This is a genomic window from Burkholderia cepacia, from assembly GCF_001039005.1.
Taxonomy (GTDB): Bacteria; Pseudomonadota; Gammaproteobacteria; order Burkholderiales; family Burkholderiaceae; genus Burkholderia; species Burkholderia theae.
In genome coordinates this window covers 328,934-345,701 of record NZ_LDWR01000021.1, presented here as the reverse complement: position 1 = coordinate 345,701, position 16,768 = coordinate 328,934, and the positions used below count along the sequence as shown (strand labels likewise).

The 16,768-nt window shown below is 68.9% G+C and carries 13 protein-coding genes; 3 read left to right on the top strand and 10 right to left on the bottom strand.

From position 1 onward, the window contains the following. Positions 1-89 precede the first annotated feature (89 nt). From VL15_RS13920 to VL15_RS13900, 5 genes are all read right to left on the bottom strand, one after another. Positions 90-941, bottom strand: coding sequence for a carbohydrate ABC transporter permease (locus VL15_RS13920; RefSeq protein WP_048246190.1), 852 nt, complete (start codon positions 939-941; stop codon positions 90-92). Between the two features lie 17 nt (positions 942-958). After that, positions 959-1,903, bottom strand: a complete 945-nt coding sequence (locus tag VL15_RS13915) for a carbohydrate ABC transporter permease (RefSeq protein WP_048246189.1) — start codon at positions 1,901-1,903, stop codon at positions 959-961. Between the two features lie 54 nt (positions 1,904-1,957). Beyond that, positions 1,958-3,217 (bottom strand): ABC transporter substrate-binding protein, encoded by a 1,260-nt coding sequence (locus VL15_RS13910; protein WP_048246188.1) that lies wholly within the window; start codon positions 3,215-3,217, stop codon positions 1,958-1,960. A gap of 67 nt (positions 3,218-3,284) precedes the next feature. Beyond that, the gene (locus VL15_RS13905; protein ID WP_048246187.1) at positions 3,285-5,270 is read right to left on the bottom strand and encodes a beta-galactosidase; all 1,986 of its coding nucleotides are present in this window, start codon (positions 5,268-5,270) and stop codon (positions 3,285-3,287) included. A 9-nt stretch (positions 5,271-5,279) separates the two neighbouring features. Next, a complete protein-coding gene (locus VL15_RS13900) occupies positions 5,280-6,428 on the bottom strand; it encodes an ABC transporter ATP-binding protein (protein WP_048246186.1) in 1,149 nt (382 codons plus the stop codon). A 189-nt stretch (positions 6,429-6,617) separates the two neighbouring features. Between VL15_RS13900 and VL15_RS13895 the strand changes: the two genes are divergently transcribed. Beyond that, positions 6,618-7,658: a LacI family DNA-binding transcriptional regulator gene (locus VL15_RS13895; protein WP_048246185.1), complete on the top strand. Its 1,041-nt coding sequence runs from the start codon at positions 6,618-6,620 to the stop codon at positions 7,656-7,658. Positions 7,659-7,757: 99 nt separating this feature from the next. On the opposite strand, the gene VL15_RS13890 is transcribed toward VL15_RS13895, so the two are convergent. After that, positions 7,758-8,399, bottom strand: a complete 642-nt coding sequence (locus VL15_RS13890) for a GntR family transcriptional regulator (protein ID WP_048246184.1) — start codon at positions 8,397-8,399, stop codon at positions 7,758-7,760. Positions 8,400-8,529: 130 nt separating this feature from the next. On the opposite strand from VL15_RS13890, the gene VL15_RS13885 reads away from it, so the two are divergent. Further along, complete coding sequence (locus VL15_RS13885; protein ID WP_048246183.1) at positions 8,530-9,006, top strand: OsmC family protein; 477 nt, start codon at positions 8,530-8,532, stop codon at positions 9,004-9,006. 60 nt (positions 9,007-9,066) lie between these two features. Here VL15_RS13885 and VL15_RS13880 read toward each other — a convergent pair whose 3' ends face one another. From VL15_RS13880 to VL15_RS13870, 3 genes are read right to left on the bottom strand one after another with little or no spacing between them, the layout of a single operon-like run. Next, on the bottom strand, positions 9,067-12,183 hold the full coding sequence (locus tag VL15_RS13880; protein ID WP_048246182.1) for an efflux RND transporter permease subunit: 3,117 nt from the start codon (positions 12,181-12,183) through the stop codon (positions 9,067-9,069). Further along, positions 12,180-13,388, bottom strand: a complete 1,209-nt coding sequence (locus tag VL15_RS13875; protein WP_053077635.1) for an efflux RND transporter periplasmic adaptor subunit — start codon at positions 13,386-13,388, stop codon at positions 12,180-12,182. Before VL15_RS13875 ends, VL15_RS13880 begins: the two co-directional genes overlap by 4 nt. Positions 13,389-13,432: 44 nt before the next feature. After that, a complete protein-coding gene (locus VL15_RS13870) occupies positions 13,433-14,029 on the bottom strand; it encodes a TetR/AcrR family transcriptional regulator (RefSeq protein WP_048246181.1) in 597 nt (198 codons plus the stop codon). 112 nt (positions 14,030-14,141) lie between these two features. Between VL15_RS13870 and VL15_RS13865 the strand changes: the two genes are divergently transcribed. Next, positions 14,142-15,644, top strand: coding sequence for an efflux transporter outer membrane subunit (locus tag VL15_RS13865; RefSeq protein ID WP_196319582.1), 1,503 nt, complete (start codon positions 14,142-14,144; stop codon positions 15,642-15,644). Positions 15,645-15,746: 102 nt separating this feature from the next. Here the strand turns inward: VL15_RS13865 and VL15_RS13860 are convergent, their stop codons facing one another. Continuing rightward, positions 15,747-16,697, bottom strand: a complete 951-nt coding sequence (locus VL15_RS13860; protein WP_048246179.1) for a LysR substrate-binding domain-containing protein — start codon at positions 16,695-16,697, stop codon at positions 15,747-15,749. Positions 16,698-16,768 lie beyond the last annotated feature (71 nt).

Sequence of the window (16,768 nt, the reverse complement as noted above, 5' to 3'; positions counted from 1 at the left end):
GAAGCTCCGCGCCGAACGAAAAAAAGCCCGCCGAAGCGGGCAACCTCACGATGCGGAGGGGGAGATGCGAATACGCACGCAGCGCGCGTTCAGCCTTTCGTCGCGCCGAACGTGAGCCCCGCGACGAAATGCTTCTGCATCGCGAAGAACATCGCGACGGACGGCAGCGCGGCGAGGATCGAGCCGGCTGATACGAGATTCCACGACGTCGTCCATTGCCCCTTCAGCGCCGCGACCCCCGCCGTGATCGGCGCGGCTTCGTCGCCTTGCGTGAGGCATAACGCCCAGAAGTAGTCGTTCCAGACGAACGTGAACACGAGGATCGCGAGCGCCGCGAGCGCGGGCCGGATCAGTGGCAGCACGATTCGCCAGAACACCGTCCATTCGCCCGCGCCCTCGATGCGCGCGGCCTCGATCAACTCGAACGGCAACTGCTTGATGAAGTTGCGCAGGAACAGCGTGCAGAAGCCGGTCTGGAACGCGACGTGAAACAGGATCAGCGCTTCGACGGTATTGAACACGCCGAGCCTGAGCGACAGGTCGCGCACCGGGATCATCAGCACCTGCACCGGCACGAAGTTGCCGGCGACGAACGTGGCGAACAGCGTGGTATTGCCGCGAAACCGGTAGGTCGCGAGCGCGAAGCCGGCCATCGCCGCGAACGCGATCGAGCCGAGCACGGACGGCACGGTGATCTGCACGCTGTTCCAGAAGTAATGCAGCATCGGCGACGTCGTCAGCGCGTCGCGATAGTTCTCGACCATCGCGAAATGTCGCGGCCAGCCCCAGTAGTGCCCTTCGACCAGTTCCTCGGTCGAGCGCACCGACGTGACGAACACCGCGATCATCGGCAGCAGCCAGATCAGCAGCGCGACGGGCAGCGACAGCTTGTACAGCCGGCGCGAGACGGGCTTCCATTGGGCAACGGGAGTCGGAAACATGATGGCCACCGGTCAGGTTATTGCTCGTTGCGCAGCATGCGGCGCAACTGGAACACGATGTAGACGAGCATGATCGCGAACAGCACGACCGCGATCGACGCGGAATAGCCGAGCCGGTAGTACTTGATCGCCTGGTCGTACATGTAATACGCGAGCACGGTCGAACGCTCGAACGGGCCGCCGCTCGTCATCACCGAGATCAGGTCGAAGCTGCGCAGCGCGCCGATCACCGTGACGACGATCGCCATGAAGGTGGTCGGCCGCAGTTGCGGCAGCACGACGTGCCACAGCAGCGCGAAGCCGCGCGCACCTTCCATCCGCGCCGCTTCGATCTGTTCCGGGTTGACCGACGTGAGGCCGGTCAGGTACAGGATCATGCAGTACGCCGTTTGCGGCCACAGCGCCGCGAATACCACGCCGAGCGTTGCATAACGCGCGTCGCCGAGCACCGGGATGCCGTGCCCGGCGAGCAGCGCGAGCAGCCCGAAGGTCGGATCGTAGAACCACGAGAAGATCAGGCCGACGACCACGCCGGACAGCACGAACGGCGCGAAGAACAGCGATTTCACGAGGCGGATGCCGGCGACCGCCTGGTTCAGGTACAACGCGAGTGCGAGGCCGAGCGGCGGCGCGAGCATGAAGAGCGCGAGCCAGATCACGTTGTTGCGCAGCGCCGTGTAGAACGTCGGCGCGTGCAGCAGTTCGACGTAGTTCGCGAGCCCGACGAAACTGCGCTCGGTCATCCCGTCCCAGTTGTACAGGCTCAGCCACAGCGTCGACAGGATCGGCCAGATCACATAGACGGCAACCATCGCGCACGCGGGCGCGAGAAAGAGCCATGCGGCGCGCCGTTGCCGCCTCACGGCGGGCGACGGCCGGCGCGCGGGCAACGCGGCGGCGGATGTCCCGCGCGGCGGCGGCGCGGTGCCGGCGGGCGGGGTGGACGTGATCGGACTGGACACGGCAAGCCTCCTGAACGAGCGCGGCGGCGCGGGGCCGCCGCTTGGGTCACGCGGTTACTTCTTGTAGATCCGCTTGCGGGTCTGTTCGAGCTGCGCGAGCACTGTATCGAGTTGCGCGGGATCGGCCAGGAACTGCTGCATGCCCTTCATCCCCTCGTCGGCCATTTCCTTCGTCATGTCGCGGTCGTAGAACTGCGCGACGCCGCCCTTCGTATCGGCGAGGATCCGGAAACCGATGCGCGAGATCGGATCGGCCGGCTCGGGCGACTTGCTGTTGGCCGACAGCGAACCGAGGCCTTCCGCGAGCTTCGCGCCCATCTCGGGGGTCTCCACGAACGCGAGGAACGTGTGCGCGTCGGCCTTGTTCTTCGCCTTCGTCGGGATATGCAGCGATTCGACCGGGCCGTCCTCGGCGGTCGGCACCTTCGGGTCGATGATCGGGAAGCGGTAGTAGCCCATTTCCTGCTTCACGTTCGCCGGGAAACCGGCGGCGATGAAGGTGCCCATCAGCATCATCGCGGCCTTGCCCTGGAACAGGAACGGCTGCGCGCCGTCGAGATCGTAGGACAGCGCGTTGTCGATGAAGTAACCGGCATCGATCAGCGATTTCCAGGTCGTGTAGACCTTCTTCACGCGCGGGTCGGTGTACGGCACGTCGCCGGCCATCAGCTGCTGGTGGAACGCGTTGCCGTTCAGGCGCAGGTCGAGATAGTCGAACCAGCCGGCGAGCGTCCACGCGTCGCGGCCGCCGATCGCGACCGGCGTGATGCCGGCCGCCTTCAGCTTCTTGCACGCATCGAGAAACTGGTCCCACGTCTTCGGCTCGTCGGCGATGCCGACCTTGCGGAACAGGTCCTTGCGGTAGAACAGTCCCCATGAGTAGTAGACGGTCGGCGCCGCGTACTGCTTGCCGTTATACGACGATGCGTCGCGCGTCGACGCGTACATCGCGCCCCAGCCGTTCTTCGTCCAGTCGCCGCTCAGGTCCTCGAACAGCCCGCGTTTCGCGTAGTACGCCATCCGCTCGCCCGCGTGCCAGTTCACGACGTCGGGCGCGATGGTCGTGAGCCACGCGGGGAGCTGCACCTTGTACGCTTCCTCGTCGACGAAGGTGGCCTTCACGTCGATGTCGGGATGCGCCTTGTGGAACGCGTCGAGCGTCGATTGCCAGACCGCGCGCTGGCTGGCGCCCTTGAACGCGATGTTGATGGTCAGCGTGCCGGCGTCGGCGGGCGCGGTCATGCCGAGCGACGCGAGCGCGACGGCGGTGGCTGCAGCGAGCCGCGTGGCGGCACGAAGGGGGCGAAGTGTCATGGTGTCTCCAGTCCTGTGCTGTATGTCGTTGTGCGTGACCGGCGCGTCGGGGCGCCGGTGGCGGTTGCTACGAACGGCTTCGATACACGGCCACGTCCTGCGGCTCGACCTGCGCGGCGCCGAGCACGAACGCCGACGGCGGTACCGCGTCGATCGTGTGCGGCGTGTCGCCATAGTTGAATACGTAGGTCAGGCCGCCGCGCCGGCTCACGCGCACGCCGTCGCCGAGCGGCGTCGGCGCGAGGCCCGCTTCGGTTGCGACGTCGGCGAACAGTTGCGCGGTGGTCGCGTCGTCGAACAGCGCGGCCCAGTAGTGCAGCGCGCCGTGCGACACGCAGGCCGGATGACCGTCGGCGAAACGCGCGCGCACGGCGCTGCGCGTGTCGTCGTGCAGCTCGACGAAGTCGCGCCAGTGGCGCGCATCGCCTGCGAGCGGCGAGCCGTCGCGCAGCGTGCCGTCGATCCGTTCGGTCACGTTCGGCCGCATCGATTCGACGCGCCACACGCGGATCGGCAGGATCGATGCGAGCGGGCCGGGCGGGAGCGTCGGCGGAATCTGCAGGTCGACGGTCTTCGAGCCGGTGCGCGGCCCGAACACGGCATGCGCGCCCGATGCGGCGAGCCGTGCCGCGAAATCGTCCGGCACGATCGGCAGCGGCGGGACGACCACGAGCCGATAACCGTCGAGCGGCGCATGCACGGAGACCACGTCGACGTCGAGGCCGAGCGAACGCAGGGCCGAGTAGTACTCGAACGCGAAACGCGGGTAGTGGAAATCGGCGCCTTGCGGCTGGACTTCGAACAGCCACTTCGCCTCGTAGTCGTAGATCAGCGCGACGGGCGCGCGCACCGGATCGTCCGCATCCGCGCCGGCGTCGTGCACGGCCGCGATCTCGCGTGCGACGCGCTGCGCTTCGCGGCCGCCTTCGTCGAGCTGGTTGTCCGGCGTGTTCAGGCCCGCATGCATCTGCTCCTGCGCGAACGGCGCCTGCCGCCAGCGGAAGTACGACACGCAGCCGGCGCCATGCGCGAACGCTTCCCAGCTCCAGAGGCGCACCATGCCCGGCAGCGGCGCGGGGTTCCACTGCGCCCAGTTCACGGGCCCCGGCTGTTGCTCCATCACCCAGAACGGCAGCTTCGACATGCCGCGATACACGTCGTGATTGAACGACGCGAAATCGGGATGGCCGGTGCGCAGCCAGCGCGCCTTCACGTCGGGCGCGAACCATTGCTCCTCGAGCGCGCCGAGCGGATAGCTGTCCCACGTCGCGATGTCGAGGTCGCGCGCGACCTCGTAGTGATCGAACTCGGTGAACAGCTGCATGAAGTTGTGCGCGACGGGCCGGCCCGGCGAGTGTGCACGGATCACGTCGACCTGCATCCGGTGATAACGCGCGACCTCGTCGGACGCGAAGCGCCGGTAGTCGAGCCGGTGCGACGGATGGGCTTCGGTCACCGTGCCGACGGGCGCGTCGACTTCGTCGAAATGGCGATACTCCATGCTCCAGAACACGGTGCCCCATGCACGGTTCAGCGCGTCGATCGTGCCGTAGCGTGCCTTCAGCCATGCACGAAAGCGCACGAGCGCGGCCGGCGAGTAGCTGACGACGGTCTGGTGACAACCCAGCTCGTTGTCGGTCTGCCAGTAGCGCACGGCCGGATGGCGGCCGTAGCGTTCGGCGACCGCCGTGCAGATCTGCCGCGACGCTTCGAGATAGGTCGGCGACGAGAAATCGTAGTGGCGGCGCGAACCGAACGCGCGCGGCCGGCCGTCCGCGCCGATCGCGAGGATGTCGGGATGGCGGTCGACCAGCCATTTCGGCGGCGTCGCGGTCGGCGTGCACATCACGATCTCGAGGCCGGCCGCGCCGAGCACGTCGACCGCGCGGTCGAGCCAGCCCCAGTCGTATTCGCCCGGCGACGGCTCGATACGGCTCCATGCGAATTCGGCGATCCGGACCTGCTCGATGCCGAGCGCTTTCATCCGGCGGGCGTCGTCGGCCCACATCGATTCCGGCCAGTGTTCCGGGTAATAGCAGACTCCGAGGCGCATACGCGATCCTTAAGCGTAGTGATGGACGTGGAGGTCGGCGCACGCGGGTACCGCGCGGCCGTCTTCGGTGAAGAGATGGCAGGCCGCGGCCGGCGCATGCACGTGCACGCGTTCGCCGCTGTGCACCTGCGCATCGCCGGGCACCTTCGCGATCAGCGGCGCGCCGCCGGGCTGGTCGAGGTGCACGTAGGTCTGCTCGCCCAGGCGTTCGACGAGCGCGACGTCGCGCACGAGCGTCGTCGCTTCATGCGCGGTGTCGAACGTCAGGTGTTCGGGGCGAATGCCGAGCGTCACGGTCGCGCCGGCAGCGAGCGCGGAGCCGTCGCGCGCCAGCGTGAAGGTTTCGCCGGAAGGGGCGACGGTGACGGTCGTGCGACGGGCATCGGCCGCGGTGACGACGGCCGGCAGGAAGTTCATGCGCGGCGAGCCGATGAAGCCGGCGACGAAGCGGCTGGCCGGATGGTGGTAGAGGTCGAGCGGTGCGCCGACCTGCGCGATGCTGCCGTGCTGTGCGGTATCCGCGCCGGCGTGCAGCAGCACGATCTTGTCGGCGAGCGTCATCGCTTCGGTCTGGTCGTGCGTCACGTAGACGACGCTCGCGCGTTCGAACTGCCGGTGCAGCCGCGCGATCTCGATGCGGGTCTGGCCGCGCAGCGCCGCGTCGAGATTCGACAGCGGTTCGTCGAACAGGAACACACCGGGCTCGCGCACGATCGCGCGGCCGATCGCGACGCGCTGCCGCTGGCCGCCCGACAGCGCCTTCGGCTTGCGCTCGAGCAGCGTGTCGAGTTGCAGGATGCGCGCGGCATCGCGCACCTTCCGGTCGATCTCGGCTTTCGGCACACGCGCGAGCTTTAGCCCGAACGCCATGTTCTCGTAGACCGTCATGTGCGGAAACAGCGCGTAGCTCTGGAACACCATCGCGACGCCGCGCTCGGCGGCCGGCACGTCGTCGACGCGGCGGCCGTCGATCGACAGCTCGCCCGCGCTCAAGTCCTCGAGCCCGGCGATCATGCGCAGCAGCGTCGACTTGCCGCATCCGGACGGCCCGAGGAACACGCAGAACTCGTGCGCGCCGATCTCCAGATCGACGTCGCGAATGACCGGCGCGTGATCGCCATAGGCTTTCTGCACGCGTCGCATCGAGATGCTCGCCATTGTCTCCGCTCCATGTTTTAATGCGCCATCATGTCTGATTAAGCGCTTAATCATCGCGATCAAAAAAAGAGGCGATTCGATCGCGGCCGAGTCGCGCCCGTCGGTCGGGCGGCAAGGTGTGCGGCGATAGTGCGCCGCTTCGGTAAGCGAAGCAAATACTGGATCGACGTCTCATATAGTGAGCAAACCATGGCGACACTGGATGAAGTTGCGCGCCGCGCGGGCGTGACGGCCGCGACGGTATCGAACGTGCTGCGCGACCGCGGCCGGGTCGGCGAAGCCACGCGCGCGCGGGTGCTGGAGGCCGTGCAGGCGCTCGGGTATCGGCCGCATCTCGCCGCGCGGGCGCTGGCGGAAGGGCGCGCGCCGACGGTCGCGCTGATGGTATCGAGTATCGCGAACCCGTTCTACCCGGAGTTCGCGCTGGCGGTCGAACGGGCGGTGCGCCGTAACGGGCAGTTCCTGATCGTCTGCAATACGAACGAAGATCCGTTGCAGGGGCGCGCATATCTCGACCAGATCGCCGGCACGATTTCCGAGGGCATTCTCGTGACCAATGCGAACCTGCACCTGCCGGATCTGCTCGACGTCGCGCGGCGCGGCGTGCCGGTCGTGCTGTGCCTGTGGGAGCGGCCCGACGCGCTGCCCGACGGATTGCCGTGCGTGGCCATCGATTTCCGCGAGGCGGGGCGGATCGCGACGCGGCATCTGCTCGAACTCGGGCACACGCGCATCGGCGTGATCGTCGGCGGCTCGGCGAGCGGCGTGCAGGCGGCGCGTTATGACGGCTTCGTCGACGTGATGCGCGAGGCGGGGCTCGACGCGTCGATCGTCGCGGCCGAGCCCGATTCGATCGAAGGCGGCGTGCGCGCGGCGGGCCGGCTGCTCGATGCGCATCCGGGGCTGACCGCGCTGGTCGCCACCAACGACCTGCCCGCGATCGGCGCGCTGCACGCGGCGGCCGATCGCGGCAGGCGCGTGCCCGACGACCTGTCGATCGTCGGCCTGACCGACATCCATCTGGCAAGCGACACGCGTCCCACGCTGACGACCGTCGCGATTCCGACCGCCGAGGCCGCGGGCCTCGCGGTCGAACTGCTCAATGCGTTGCGGGAGGCGGGCGGCCGCAGCGATGACGCGTCGCGCGTGCGGATCGCGTCGCTGCCGCGGCTGGTGGTGCGCGGCACGACCGGTCGCGTGCGGCGCGGGAGCGCGACGCGGTCGACCTGATGCGTGGCTGCGCCGGCGACGCCGAGTTTGCCGACGCAATCGGCGCGACCCGGCACGAAGCCGTGCGCGGTGTAGCGACGTGCATGCGCAGTACCCGCGTCACCTCCCTTCGACGAGCCGCATGACGATGCCCCTGGCCGATTCGAGATGCGCGACCGTCATCGAGCGTGCCGCGCGCGCATTGCGTTCGCGGCACGCCTGCAGGATCTCGTCGTGTTCGACCTGGAACGATGGGGTATCCGCGAGCAGCGTGGCCTGCAGGCGTTCGTAGCGTTCGACCTGGCTGCGCAGCTCGCCGATCGCCTTCAACTGCCGCGCGTTGCCGCAGCACGAATACAGCAACGCATGGAATTCGCGGTTCAGCTCGCCCTGTCGGCGCGGCACGGTCGCGTCGCCCAGCAGGCGATGCACGAGTTCGGCGCGCGCCAGCGTCTCGTCGTCGAGCCGCTTCACGCTGCGGTAGATCGCGTCGCCTTCGAGCAGCGCACGCAGATCGTAGATTTCCTGCACATCCGATGCGGTCAGCATGCGCACGACGGCACCGCGATTCCGGAAGATATCCAGCAGCCCTTCGCGCTCCAGGCGCTGGATCGCTTCGCGCATCGGAATCCGGCTGATCCCGAAGCGGTCGGCCAGGTCGCGCTCGACGAGCCGCTCGCCGGCCTCCAGTTCGCCGTTGATGATCATGTCCCGCAGCGATGCGGCTACCGCATCCGCCGTGGAGTCGAGTTTGGCTTCCATGCCTGCGTGCTCCTCAATTTGGAATAATGGTATACCAAACGGAGATCCGGTGCCACAATGGCGACCATGGGCGGGCGCCTTGAAACGACATCCGGCCCGGCAGAAGCAACCGATATCAATGGAGAGCGAGATGGCATCTGGTGAACACAAGTATCGCGTCGCAGTGCAGTGGATCGGCAACCGCGGCACCGGCACGTCGGGATATCGCGAGTACGGCCGCGAGCACGTGATCCGGTCCGGTTCCAAACCGGACATCCCCGGTTCGTCGGATGCGGCGTTCCGTGGCGACGCGTCGCGCTGGAACCCCGAAGACCTGCTGCTCGCATCGGCCTCGGCGTGCCACAAGCTCTGGTACCTGCATCTGTGCGCCGATGCCGGCATCCGCGTGCTCGCCTATGTCGACGATGCGGAAGGGACGATGGTCGACAATCCCGGGCCGGGACGCTTCACCGAGATCGTGCTGCACCCGCGCGTGACCATCCAGGCCGGCGACGATCGCGAGTTGGCCGAGCGTCTGCACCATGCGGCGCATGCGAAGTGCTATGTTGCGAACTCGGTCAACTTCCCGATCCGCTGCGAACCGGTGATCGAGTTTGCCGCGGGCTGAGGAAAATGCCGCGCGATTGCCGGACGTCGAATTCCGACTGTCCGGAACCGCGCGGTTTCGCTAGCCGCCGCGCCGCTCGGCCTCTGTGCGATCCTCGGCCGTTACCGACGTGAGCCGCGCGAGGCGCGCGGCGAGCCACGTCCGCAGGTCGTCCATGCAGGTATAGGCAACCGGCACGAACACGAGGCTCAGCAGCGTCGACGTGATCAGGCCGCCGATCACCGCGACGGCCATCGGTGCGCGAAAGCCCGCATCCGCGCCCGTGCTGATCACCGACGGCACCATGCCGGCCACCATCGCGATCGTCGTCATGATGATCGGCCGCGCGCGTTCCGCGCCGGATTGCAGCAACGCCTGATGACGCGGCATGCCCTCGCGCCGTTTCTCGATCGCGAAGTCGACCATCAGGATCGAATTCTTCGTGACGATGCCCATCAGCATCAGCATGCCGATCACGACCGGCAGGTCGATCGCGGCGCCGTACAGCAACAGCGCGCCGAGCGCGCCGCCGACCGACAGCGGCAGCGCCGTCAAAATCGTCAGCGGCTGCAGGAAATCGCGGAACAGCAACGTCAGCACCGCGAGCACCATCAGGATGCCGAACGTCATCGCCGTGCCGAACCGGGAGAACATCTCGTTCATGTACTCGGCGTCGCCATACTCCGCCCGGCGCACGCCGTCCGGCAGCGCGCGCATCGACGGCAGCGCATCGACCGCGTCGAGCACCGGGCCGAGCGTCATGCCGTCTGTCAGGTCGGCATCCACCGACACGCGCCGCAGCCGGTCGAAACGTTCGATGCGCGACGGTCCGCTGCCGAAATCGACGTCCGCGACCGATTGCAGCGGCACGCTCGTTCCGCTGTCGGTCGCCACGCGCAATTGCCGCAGCGTATTCAGGTCGCCGCGCTCCGTCTCCGGTAACGCGACGCGCACCGGCACCTGCCGGTCGCGCAGGTTGAAGCGCGCCGAGTTCGCATTGATGTCGCCGACGGTCGCGATGCGCGCGACGGTGCCGATCGCGTGGGTCGTCACGCCCGCGCGCGCCGCCTCGTCGAAACGCGGATGCACCTGGATCTCGGGGCGCGGCAGCGGTTCGTTGGCCTGCACGTTGGCAAGGCCGGGCACGTTGCGCATGTCGTGCCGCAATGCCGACGCGGCCAGCGACAGTCGCGCCGGATCGGCACCGACGAGGATGATCGACACGTCGCGCGCGGCGCCATCCGCACGGAATGCATAGCGGATGTCGGGCAGGCGGTCGAGCGCCGGGCGCAGCGATTGTTCGAACGCCTTCTGGCCGAGCTCGCGCCGGTTCGGCGGCACGAGCTTCAGCATCACGGTGCCGGTCGACACATCGGTGGTGCCGGACGCATCTTCGCCGCCCGCCGTCGTGAACGCGGCGAGCACCTCGGGCCGGAGGCGCGCCTCTGCCGCAATCTGCTGCAGTACCGCGTCGGTCTTCGCGAGCGGTGTGCCCGGCGGCAGCGTCACCTCGATCCGCGACTGGCTGACGTCGCTGGTCGGCAGGAAGCCGGACGGCAGCAGCGGCACGATCGCCAGCGATGCGGCGAAGAAGGCGACGCCCGCGAATACGCAGATGCGCCGGTGTCGCAGCGCCCAGTCCAGCAGCGTCAGGTAGCGGCCGAGCACACGCCCGGTCTGTCGGCCGGAACGTGACGCGTGCGCGGCCGTGCCGGCGGGCTTGGGCTGCATCAGGTACGCGGCCAGCAACGGCGTGACGAGCCGCGCGACCAGCAGCGACGCGAGCACGGCGACCGACACGGTAACGCCGAACGGCGTGAAGTACCGCCCGACGATGCCGCCGATGAAGCTGACGGGCAGGAACACCGCGACGATCGTCGCGGTGATCGCGACCACCGCGAAGCCGATTGCGTCTGCGGCGTCGATCGCGGCCTGGAACGGCCGCTTGCCGAGGTCCAGATGATGCTCGATGTTCTCGATCTCGACGATGGCGTCGTCGACGAGGATGCCGATCACGAGCGTCAGCGCCAGCAGCGTGATGCTGTTCAGCGTGTAGCCGAACCCCAGCATCGCCGCGAAGGTCGGCAGCATCGACAGCGGCAGCGCGACGGCGGCAACCAGCGTCGCGCGCCAGCTGCGCAGGAAGACGAACACCACCAGCACGGTCAGCACGGCGCCCTCGATCAGCGTCGTCATGGTCGCGTCGTAGCTCGCGAGCGTGTATTCGACTGTCGACGCCACCTCGCGGATCTCGATGTCGGAGTGCTGTCTCTGCAGGCGCTCGAGCACCGCGTGCACACCGGACGCGACGTCCGTATCGCTCGATCCCTTCGCGCGATACACGGCGAAACCGACCACTTCCGCGCCATCGAGCCGCGCGAGCGAACGCGCGTCGCTCGCGCCGTCGCGGATCGTTGCCAGATCGGACAGCCGGGCCCAGCGGCCGCCGGACAGCGCGATCGGCATCGCGGCGAGCGCGTCGACCGACGTTGCGCCGCCGAGCGTGCGGACCGACTGCTCGCTGCCGGCCAGCACCGCACGGCCGCCCGGTACGTCGACGCTCGTGCGCACCAGTTGCGCATTGACCTGGTCGGTCGTGATGCCGAACGCCTCGAGCTGCTCCGGGCGCAGCTGCACGCGAATCTCGCGATCGACGCCGCCGAGGCGCTGCACGCGCTGCACACCGGGCACCGCCAGCAGTTCGCGGCTGAGCGTATCGTCGACGAACCATGACTGTTCGACGACGCTGCGCCCTTTCGCGCGCAGCGCGTAATCGAGGATCGCGCCGCCCTCGACGTCGACCCGTGTGATGATCGGCTCCTCGATCGACTGCGGCAGGTTCGCGCGGTTCTGCGCGACGGCTTCGCGCACGTCGTTGACTGCGCGCGCCGTATCGACGCCGAGCTGGAATTCGACGGTCGTGATCGACAAGCCGTCGCCGATCGTCGACGTGATGTGCCGGACGCTCGCGAGCCCCGACACGGCGCGCTCGACCGGCAGCGTGATCGCATGCTCGAGATCGGCGGGCGCGGTGCCCGCCTGCGCGATCGCTACCGTGACGATTGGAAAATCCACGCGCGGGTTGGCGTTGATCGGCAGCTTGAGAAACGCTGCCCAGCCCGCCACCGCGAGCACGACGAACAATACGATGGTCGGGATCGGGCGACGGATTGCCCATGACGACAGCCTGAAACTCATTTCGCCCCCGCTGCGCCGATGCCGGCCGCCTGGACGACGTCGCCGTCGCGTACCAGCGCCGATGCGGCCGCGACGACGCGGTCGCCTGCCTTCAGGCCGCTGCGGATCTCGATCCATGAACCATCGCGCCGGCCCGCCACGATCGCGCGGCGCGTCACGCGGCCGGCCGCGTCGACCTGCGACACGAACGCCGCGTCCTGCGCGCCGAACGTGACCGCGCGTTGCGGCACAGCGACCGGCACGTCGGCCCGTTCGGCCGTGAGCTCGGCGCGCGCGAAGCCGCCGGCCCGGAAACGCGACGTGTCGTCCAGCGCGATGCGCACCTTGCCCATCCGGGTTTGCGGATCGATGCGCGGCGCGACGAGACGCACGGTGCCGTCGGCGGTGCCCTGCGATTCGGGCAGCGTGACCGTCGCGCGCTGCCCGGCGCTGAGCGCGCCCAGGTCGCGTTCGACCACGTCGCCGTCGAATTCGAGTTCGCCCTGGCCGATCAGCCGGAACAGCGGTTCGCTGCCGGCCAGCGCGCCGGCGCGCGCGGTGCGGCTCGCGATCACGCCATTCGTTGGCGCGCGGACCGCAGCCTTGTCGAGTTCTGCGCGCGTCTCGGCCAGCCGCGCGAGCGCCTGCTCGCGATCCGCGCGCGCGCCGCGCAGGTTCGCAGCGGCCGCGGCGGCCTGCGCGCGCTGCTGGTCGACCTGCTGGTCGCTGACCGCGCCGGAGCGGCCGAGCGGCTCGATGCGGCGCCATGCGGCCTGCGCATCGGCATCGAGCGCCTGCTGCTGCGCGACCGCGGCCCGTGCGCGATCGACAACCGCTCGTGCGTCGCGCATCCGTGCGTCGAGCGTCGAGGTATCGAGCCGTGCGAGGATCTGGCCGGCTTTCACGCGATCGCCTTCGTCGACCAGCACGGCCGTCACTCGCTGATCCTGCAGCGGCGTGCCGATCGCGATGTCGTTGCGCGCGGCGATCGTGCCCGTCAGCCGGATCGTGCGCGCAAACACGGCCGGCCCGGCCGCCGCGATGGTGACACGTTGTGCAGCCGGTGCGGGCCGTGCCGCGAGTTCACCGTGCGTCGGTGACGGCAGCAGGCTTGCGGCGCCGCCTACCAGCGCCATCAGCAGCGTAAATGTCAGCGTGCTGCAGCGCGCGCGTACAACGGCTTTCCAGCGAAACAGGGCGCCCGTCGCGGGCGGTTTCCGGATCATGGGAGTCTTCACGAAAGAAAAATCGGGTGGTGGATCGCCGCGCGTCATTGCGGACGCAGCATCCTCTGGATGATCAGCCGGAGCATCGGCGCATGCGTCTTCGTCCTGAAGCCGGGCTCGAACACGACGCGGCCGACCGCACCTTCCGCAAGCGCGATCAGCCAGGTGGCGACCAGGTCCGGTTTCAGCGCCGGGTCGATCTGCCCTTGTGCGATGCCGCGCCTGACCAGTGCGACGAGCAGGTCCTTCTCGTGCGCCTCGTTCTCGGCGAACAGTGCCGCGACATCCGGATTGCGTGACGCCTCGGCCGCGATCTCGATGCTGATGCGCGCATAGAGCGGCTCGCTCGCGGCCTTCATCTTCTCGAGTGCGAGCGCTTCGATCGCTGCCACGACGTCGTCGGCATCCGCCCATCGCGCGAACAGCCCGGCCGACTCGCGCCGGTCTTCCTGCGCGATCGCCTCGACGATCGCCGCCTTGGACGGGAAGTAATGAAACAGGTTGCCGGGGCTCATGCCCGCGGCGGCGCAGATCGCTGCCGTCGACGTGCCGTGGAAGCCGTTGCGTGCGAAACATTCGAGCGCCGCATCCAGGATCTGGCGCCGTTTCGCTTCCACTTTTTCCGGATCGACCTTTCTCATCGGGTACTCCGTGCTGGACGTTGGCCTTAATCTTTAATAGACTGATTGATCGATCTATTATTGAGCGGCGGCGCCGATGCGTCAAGCCGCGTTGTCGAGGATGAACACGAACATGAGCGTCATGGGTGGCAGGAAGACGGGCCGGTTGTGCGGCCTGTGGTTGCGTGGCATTGCGTGGCTGGTCGGCGTGGGCATGCTGTCCGGCTGCCTGTCGCCGACGCAGTTGCCCGATGCGCGTCAGCCCGTGCCGGCCGACTGGCGCAATCGCGACGAGTCCGCTTCGGCGGCCGCAGCCGCGCCCGCCGACTGGTGGACTCTGTTCCGCGATCCGGCGCTCGATGGGCTGGTTGCGACCGCGCTGTCGCACAACCTGACGCTTGCGGAGGCCGGCTATCGCCTGCAGGCCGCGCGCGCGATTGCCCGGCAAGCGGCCGCGGCGCGCCTGCCGCAGCTGGATGCGATCGGCGAGCTGCAACGGCAGCAGCGTGTGTCGGGCGCGGACGGGCCCGGCGGGTTCGCGAACGAAACGGACGGCACGGATTTTCAGTCCGGCAACGTGCCGTTCGTGCCGTCCGACCGCGCCAGCGGTTACTACCAGGCCGGCTTCGACGCATCGTGGGAAATCGACCTGTTCGGCCGGCTTGCGGCCGCCGCCGATGCGGCGCGAGCGGGCGCGGGTGTCGCGCAGGCCGACTGGCGGCAGGCGCGCGTGACGGTCATCGCCGAGCTGGTGCGCTGCTACGTCGAGCTGCGCGGCGCGCAGCGCCGCAGCGCCCTGCTCGCGCAAAGCGTGAGCGACCAGCGGGAACGGATCGTGCTGACCCGCGAGAAGCGCGCGGCCGGCGTCGCCAGCGACTTCGACGTCGAGCGCGTGCTTGCCGGCGCCGCCGAGCTCGCGGCCCGCCGTGCGGCGTCCGACCAGGCCGTGCAGCAGGCTGCGCAACGCATCGCGCTGCTCACCGGCGAGCCGGAACCGGACGACCGCTGGCTCGCCGCGGCCGCCCAGCCGGCCGTGCCGCCGGTCGCGCTGCGGGCCGTGCCGGCAGATCTGTTGCGCACGCGGCCGGACATCCGGCGCGCGGAGCGCGCGATCGAGCAGGCGGCGGCCGAGCTGCGCGTGTCGAACGCCGAGCTCTATCCGCGCCTGAACCTGGTGGGCGACATCGTCGTCAGCGGCAATCTGGTCGGCATGCCGCTGCCGGGACGCAGCACGGTCGGTTCGGGCGCGCTCTCCGTGACGATCCCGTTGCTCGATTGGGGCGCGCGCCGCGCCGTCGTGCGCGCCCGCGAAGCGGAGCTTGCGGCCGCGATCGTCGCGTACCGGCACGCCGTGCTCGAAGGCATCGAGGAAACCGAGAACGCGCTGAACGCGCTTGCGGCCGAGCGGCGCCGCGCGGCCGATCTCGCGCTGCATGTCGATGCCGCGCGCCAGACGGACGCACACGCCGCGCTGCTCCGGCAGCGCGGAATGACGAGCCGGCTCGAGCGCATCGAAGTGGGTATGGCGACCCGCGAGGCCGACCTGGCGACGGTCGAGGCGCTCGAGAAGCAGGGCCTCGCGATCGTCGCGCTGCACAAGGCGGTTGGCGGCGCGGCGGTCGGGCACGACGGATGAGCGGCGCGTGACGACACCGCAAGCCGCCGCAAGAGCGGGTGGTTCAGATATTTCCGCAGAAGCGCCATCCGGATCGACGCCGGAAACGACCCTGCCTACGCGTCACAGCGCGACGCCGTACACCTCCCGCGCCGCCGCGCGGATCGCGTCGGCCATCACCGTGACGGCCGGCGAATGCAGCCGGTCGGTGCGCGTGATGATCCCGAAATCGTCCATCCGGCAATCCATCTCCAGCGGCAGCACCGTGACGATCCCGTGTCGCGCGTAGTAGCGCGCGACGTCGTCCGCGAGCACCGCGATCATGTCGCTCTGTTCGAGCAGCTGCGTGATGAACAGCAGCGCCGACGTCTCGACGAGGTTCGCGGGCGGCGCGAGGCTCGCGCGCTGGAACACGAGTTCGAAACGGTGGCGCAGCACGCTGCCGGCCGGCGGCACGACCCACGCGGCGCGCTGCACGTCCGCGAGCGACAGCGGCGCCTGCGCGAGCAGCGGATGGCCGGGCCGCACGACGGCGGCCACCGACTCGCCGGTCAGCGGCTCGTAGCGCAGGCGCAGCTTGTCGTGTTCGGCGGAAAGCCGGCCGAGCACGATGTCGATCTTGTCCTGCGCGAGATGCTCGAGCAGTACGTTGCTGGTGTCGATCTCGACCGACACGTGCAGGCCCGCATGCGTGCCCTTCACCGCGGCGACGGCCGGCGGCACGAGCCGCAGGCCCGGCGACGTGATCGCGCCCACCGCCACATGCCCGAGATGGCCGGCCTTCAGCGCGGCCAGCTCCTCGTGCGCCTGGTCGAGGCTGCCGAGCGCCGCGCGCGCGTGGCGGATCAGCGCGTCGCCGTACAGCGTCGGCCGCATCCCGCGCGGCAGGCGCTCGAACAGCACCGCGCCGATCGACTCCTCGAGTTCGCGCAGCAGCTTCGACGCGGCCGGCTGCGTCATGTTCAGCGCGGCCGCCGCGCGATGAATGCTGCCTTCGTCGGCGAGCGCGACGACCAGCAGGAGCTGGCGGGTCTTCAGGCGGCCGCGGTTTCCCCACGGGCTGGTATCGGGCATCGTACGGGTTTATATCGATATCGGAATCGATATCGTAATCGCCTAAAACGTCATTAGCGAGTTATCAAAAT

What these genes read in the sequence shown, in the direction of transcription:
- VL15_RS13910 (WP_048246188.1), bottom strand. Translation starts at nt 3,217, where the DNA reads ATGACACTTCGCCCCCTTCGTGCCGCCACGCGGCTCGCTGCAGCCACC.
- VL15_RS13890 (WP_048246184.1), bottom strand. Translation starts at nt 8,399, where the DNA reads ATGGAAGCCAAACTCGACTCCACGGCGGATGCGGTAGCCGCATCGCTG.
- VL15_RS13870 (WP_048246181.1), bottom strand. Translation starts at nt 14,029, where the DNA reads ATGAGAAAGGTCGATCCGGAAAAAGTGGAAGCGAAACGGCGCCAGATC.
- VL15_RS13920 (WP_048246190.1), bottom strand. Translation starts at nt 941, where the DNA reads ATGTTTCCGACTCCCGTTGCCCAATGGAAGCCCGTCTCGCGCCGGCTG.
- VL15_RS13880 (WP_048246182.1), bottom strand. Translation starts at nt 12,183, where the DNA reads ATGAGTTTCAGGCTGTCGTCATGGGCAATCCGTCGCCCGATCCCGACC.
- VL15_RS13865 (WP_196319582.1), top strand. Translation starts at nt 14,142, where the DNA reads ATGAGCGTCATGGGTGGCAGGAAGACGGGCCGGTTGTGCGGCCTGTGG.
- VL15_RS13895 (WP_048246185.1), top strand. Translation starts at nt 6,618, where the DNA reads ATGGCGACACTGGATGAAGTTGCGCGCCGCGCGGGCGTGACGGCCGCG.
- VL15_RS13900 (WP_048246186.1), bottom strand. Translation starts at nt 6,428, where the DNA reads ATGGCGAGCATCTCGATGCGACGCGTGCAGAAAGCCTATGGCGATCAC.
- VL15_RS13905 (WP_048246187.1), bottom strand. Translation starts at nt 5,270, where the DNA reads ATGCGCCTCGGAGTCTGCTATTACCCGGAACACTGGCCGGAATCGATG.
- VL15_RS13860 (WP_048246179.1), bottom strand. Translation starts at nt 16,697, where the DNA reads ATGCCCGATACCAGCCCGTGGGGAAACCGCGGCCGCCTGAAGACCCGC.
- VL15_RS13875 (WP_053077635.1), bottom strand. Translation starts at nt 13,388, where the DNA reads ATGATCCGGAAACCGCCCGCGACGGGCGCCCTGTTTCGCTGGAAAGCC.
- VL15_RS13885 (WP_048246183.1), top strand. Translation starts at nt 8,530, where the DNA reads ATGGCATCTGGTGAACACAAGTATCGCGTCGCAGTGCAGTGGATCGGC.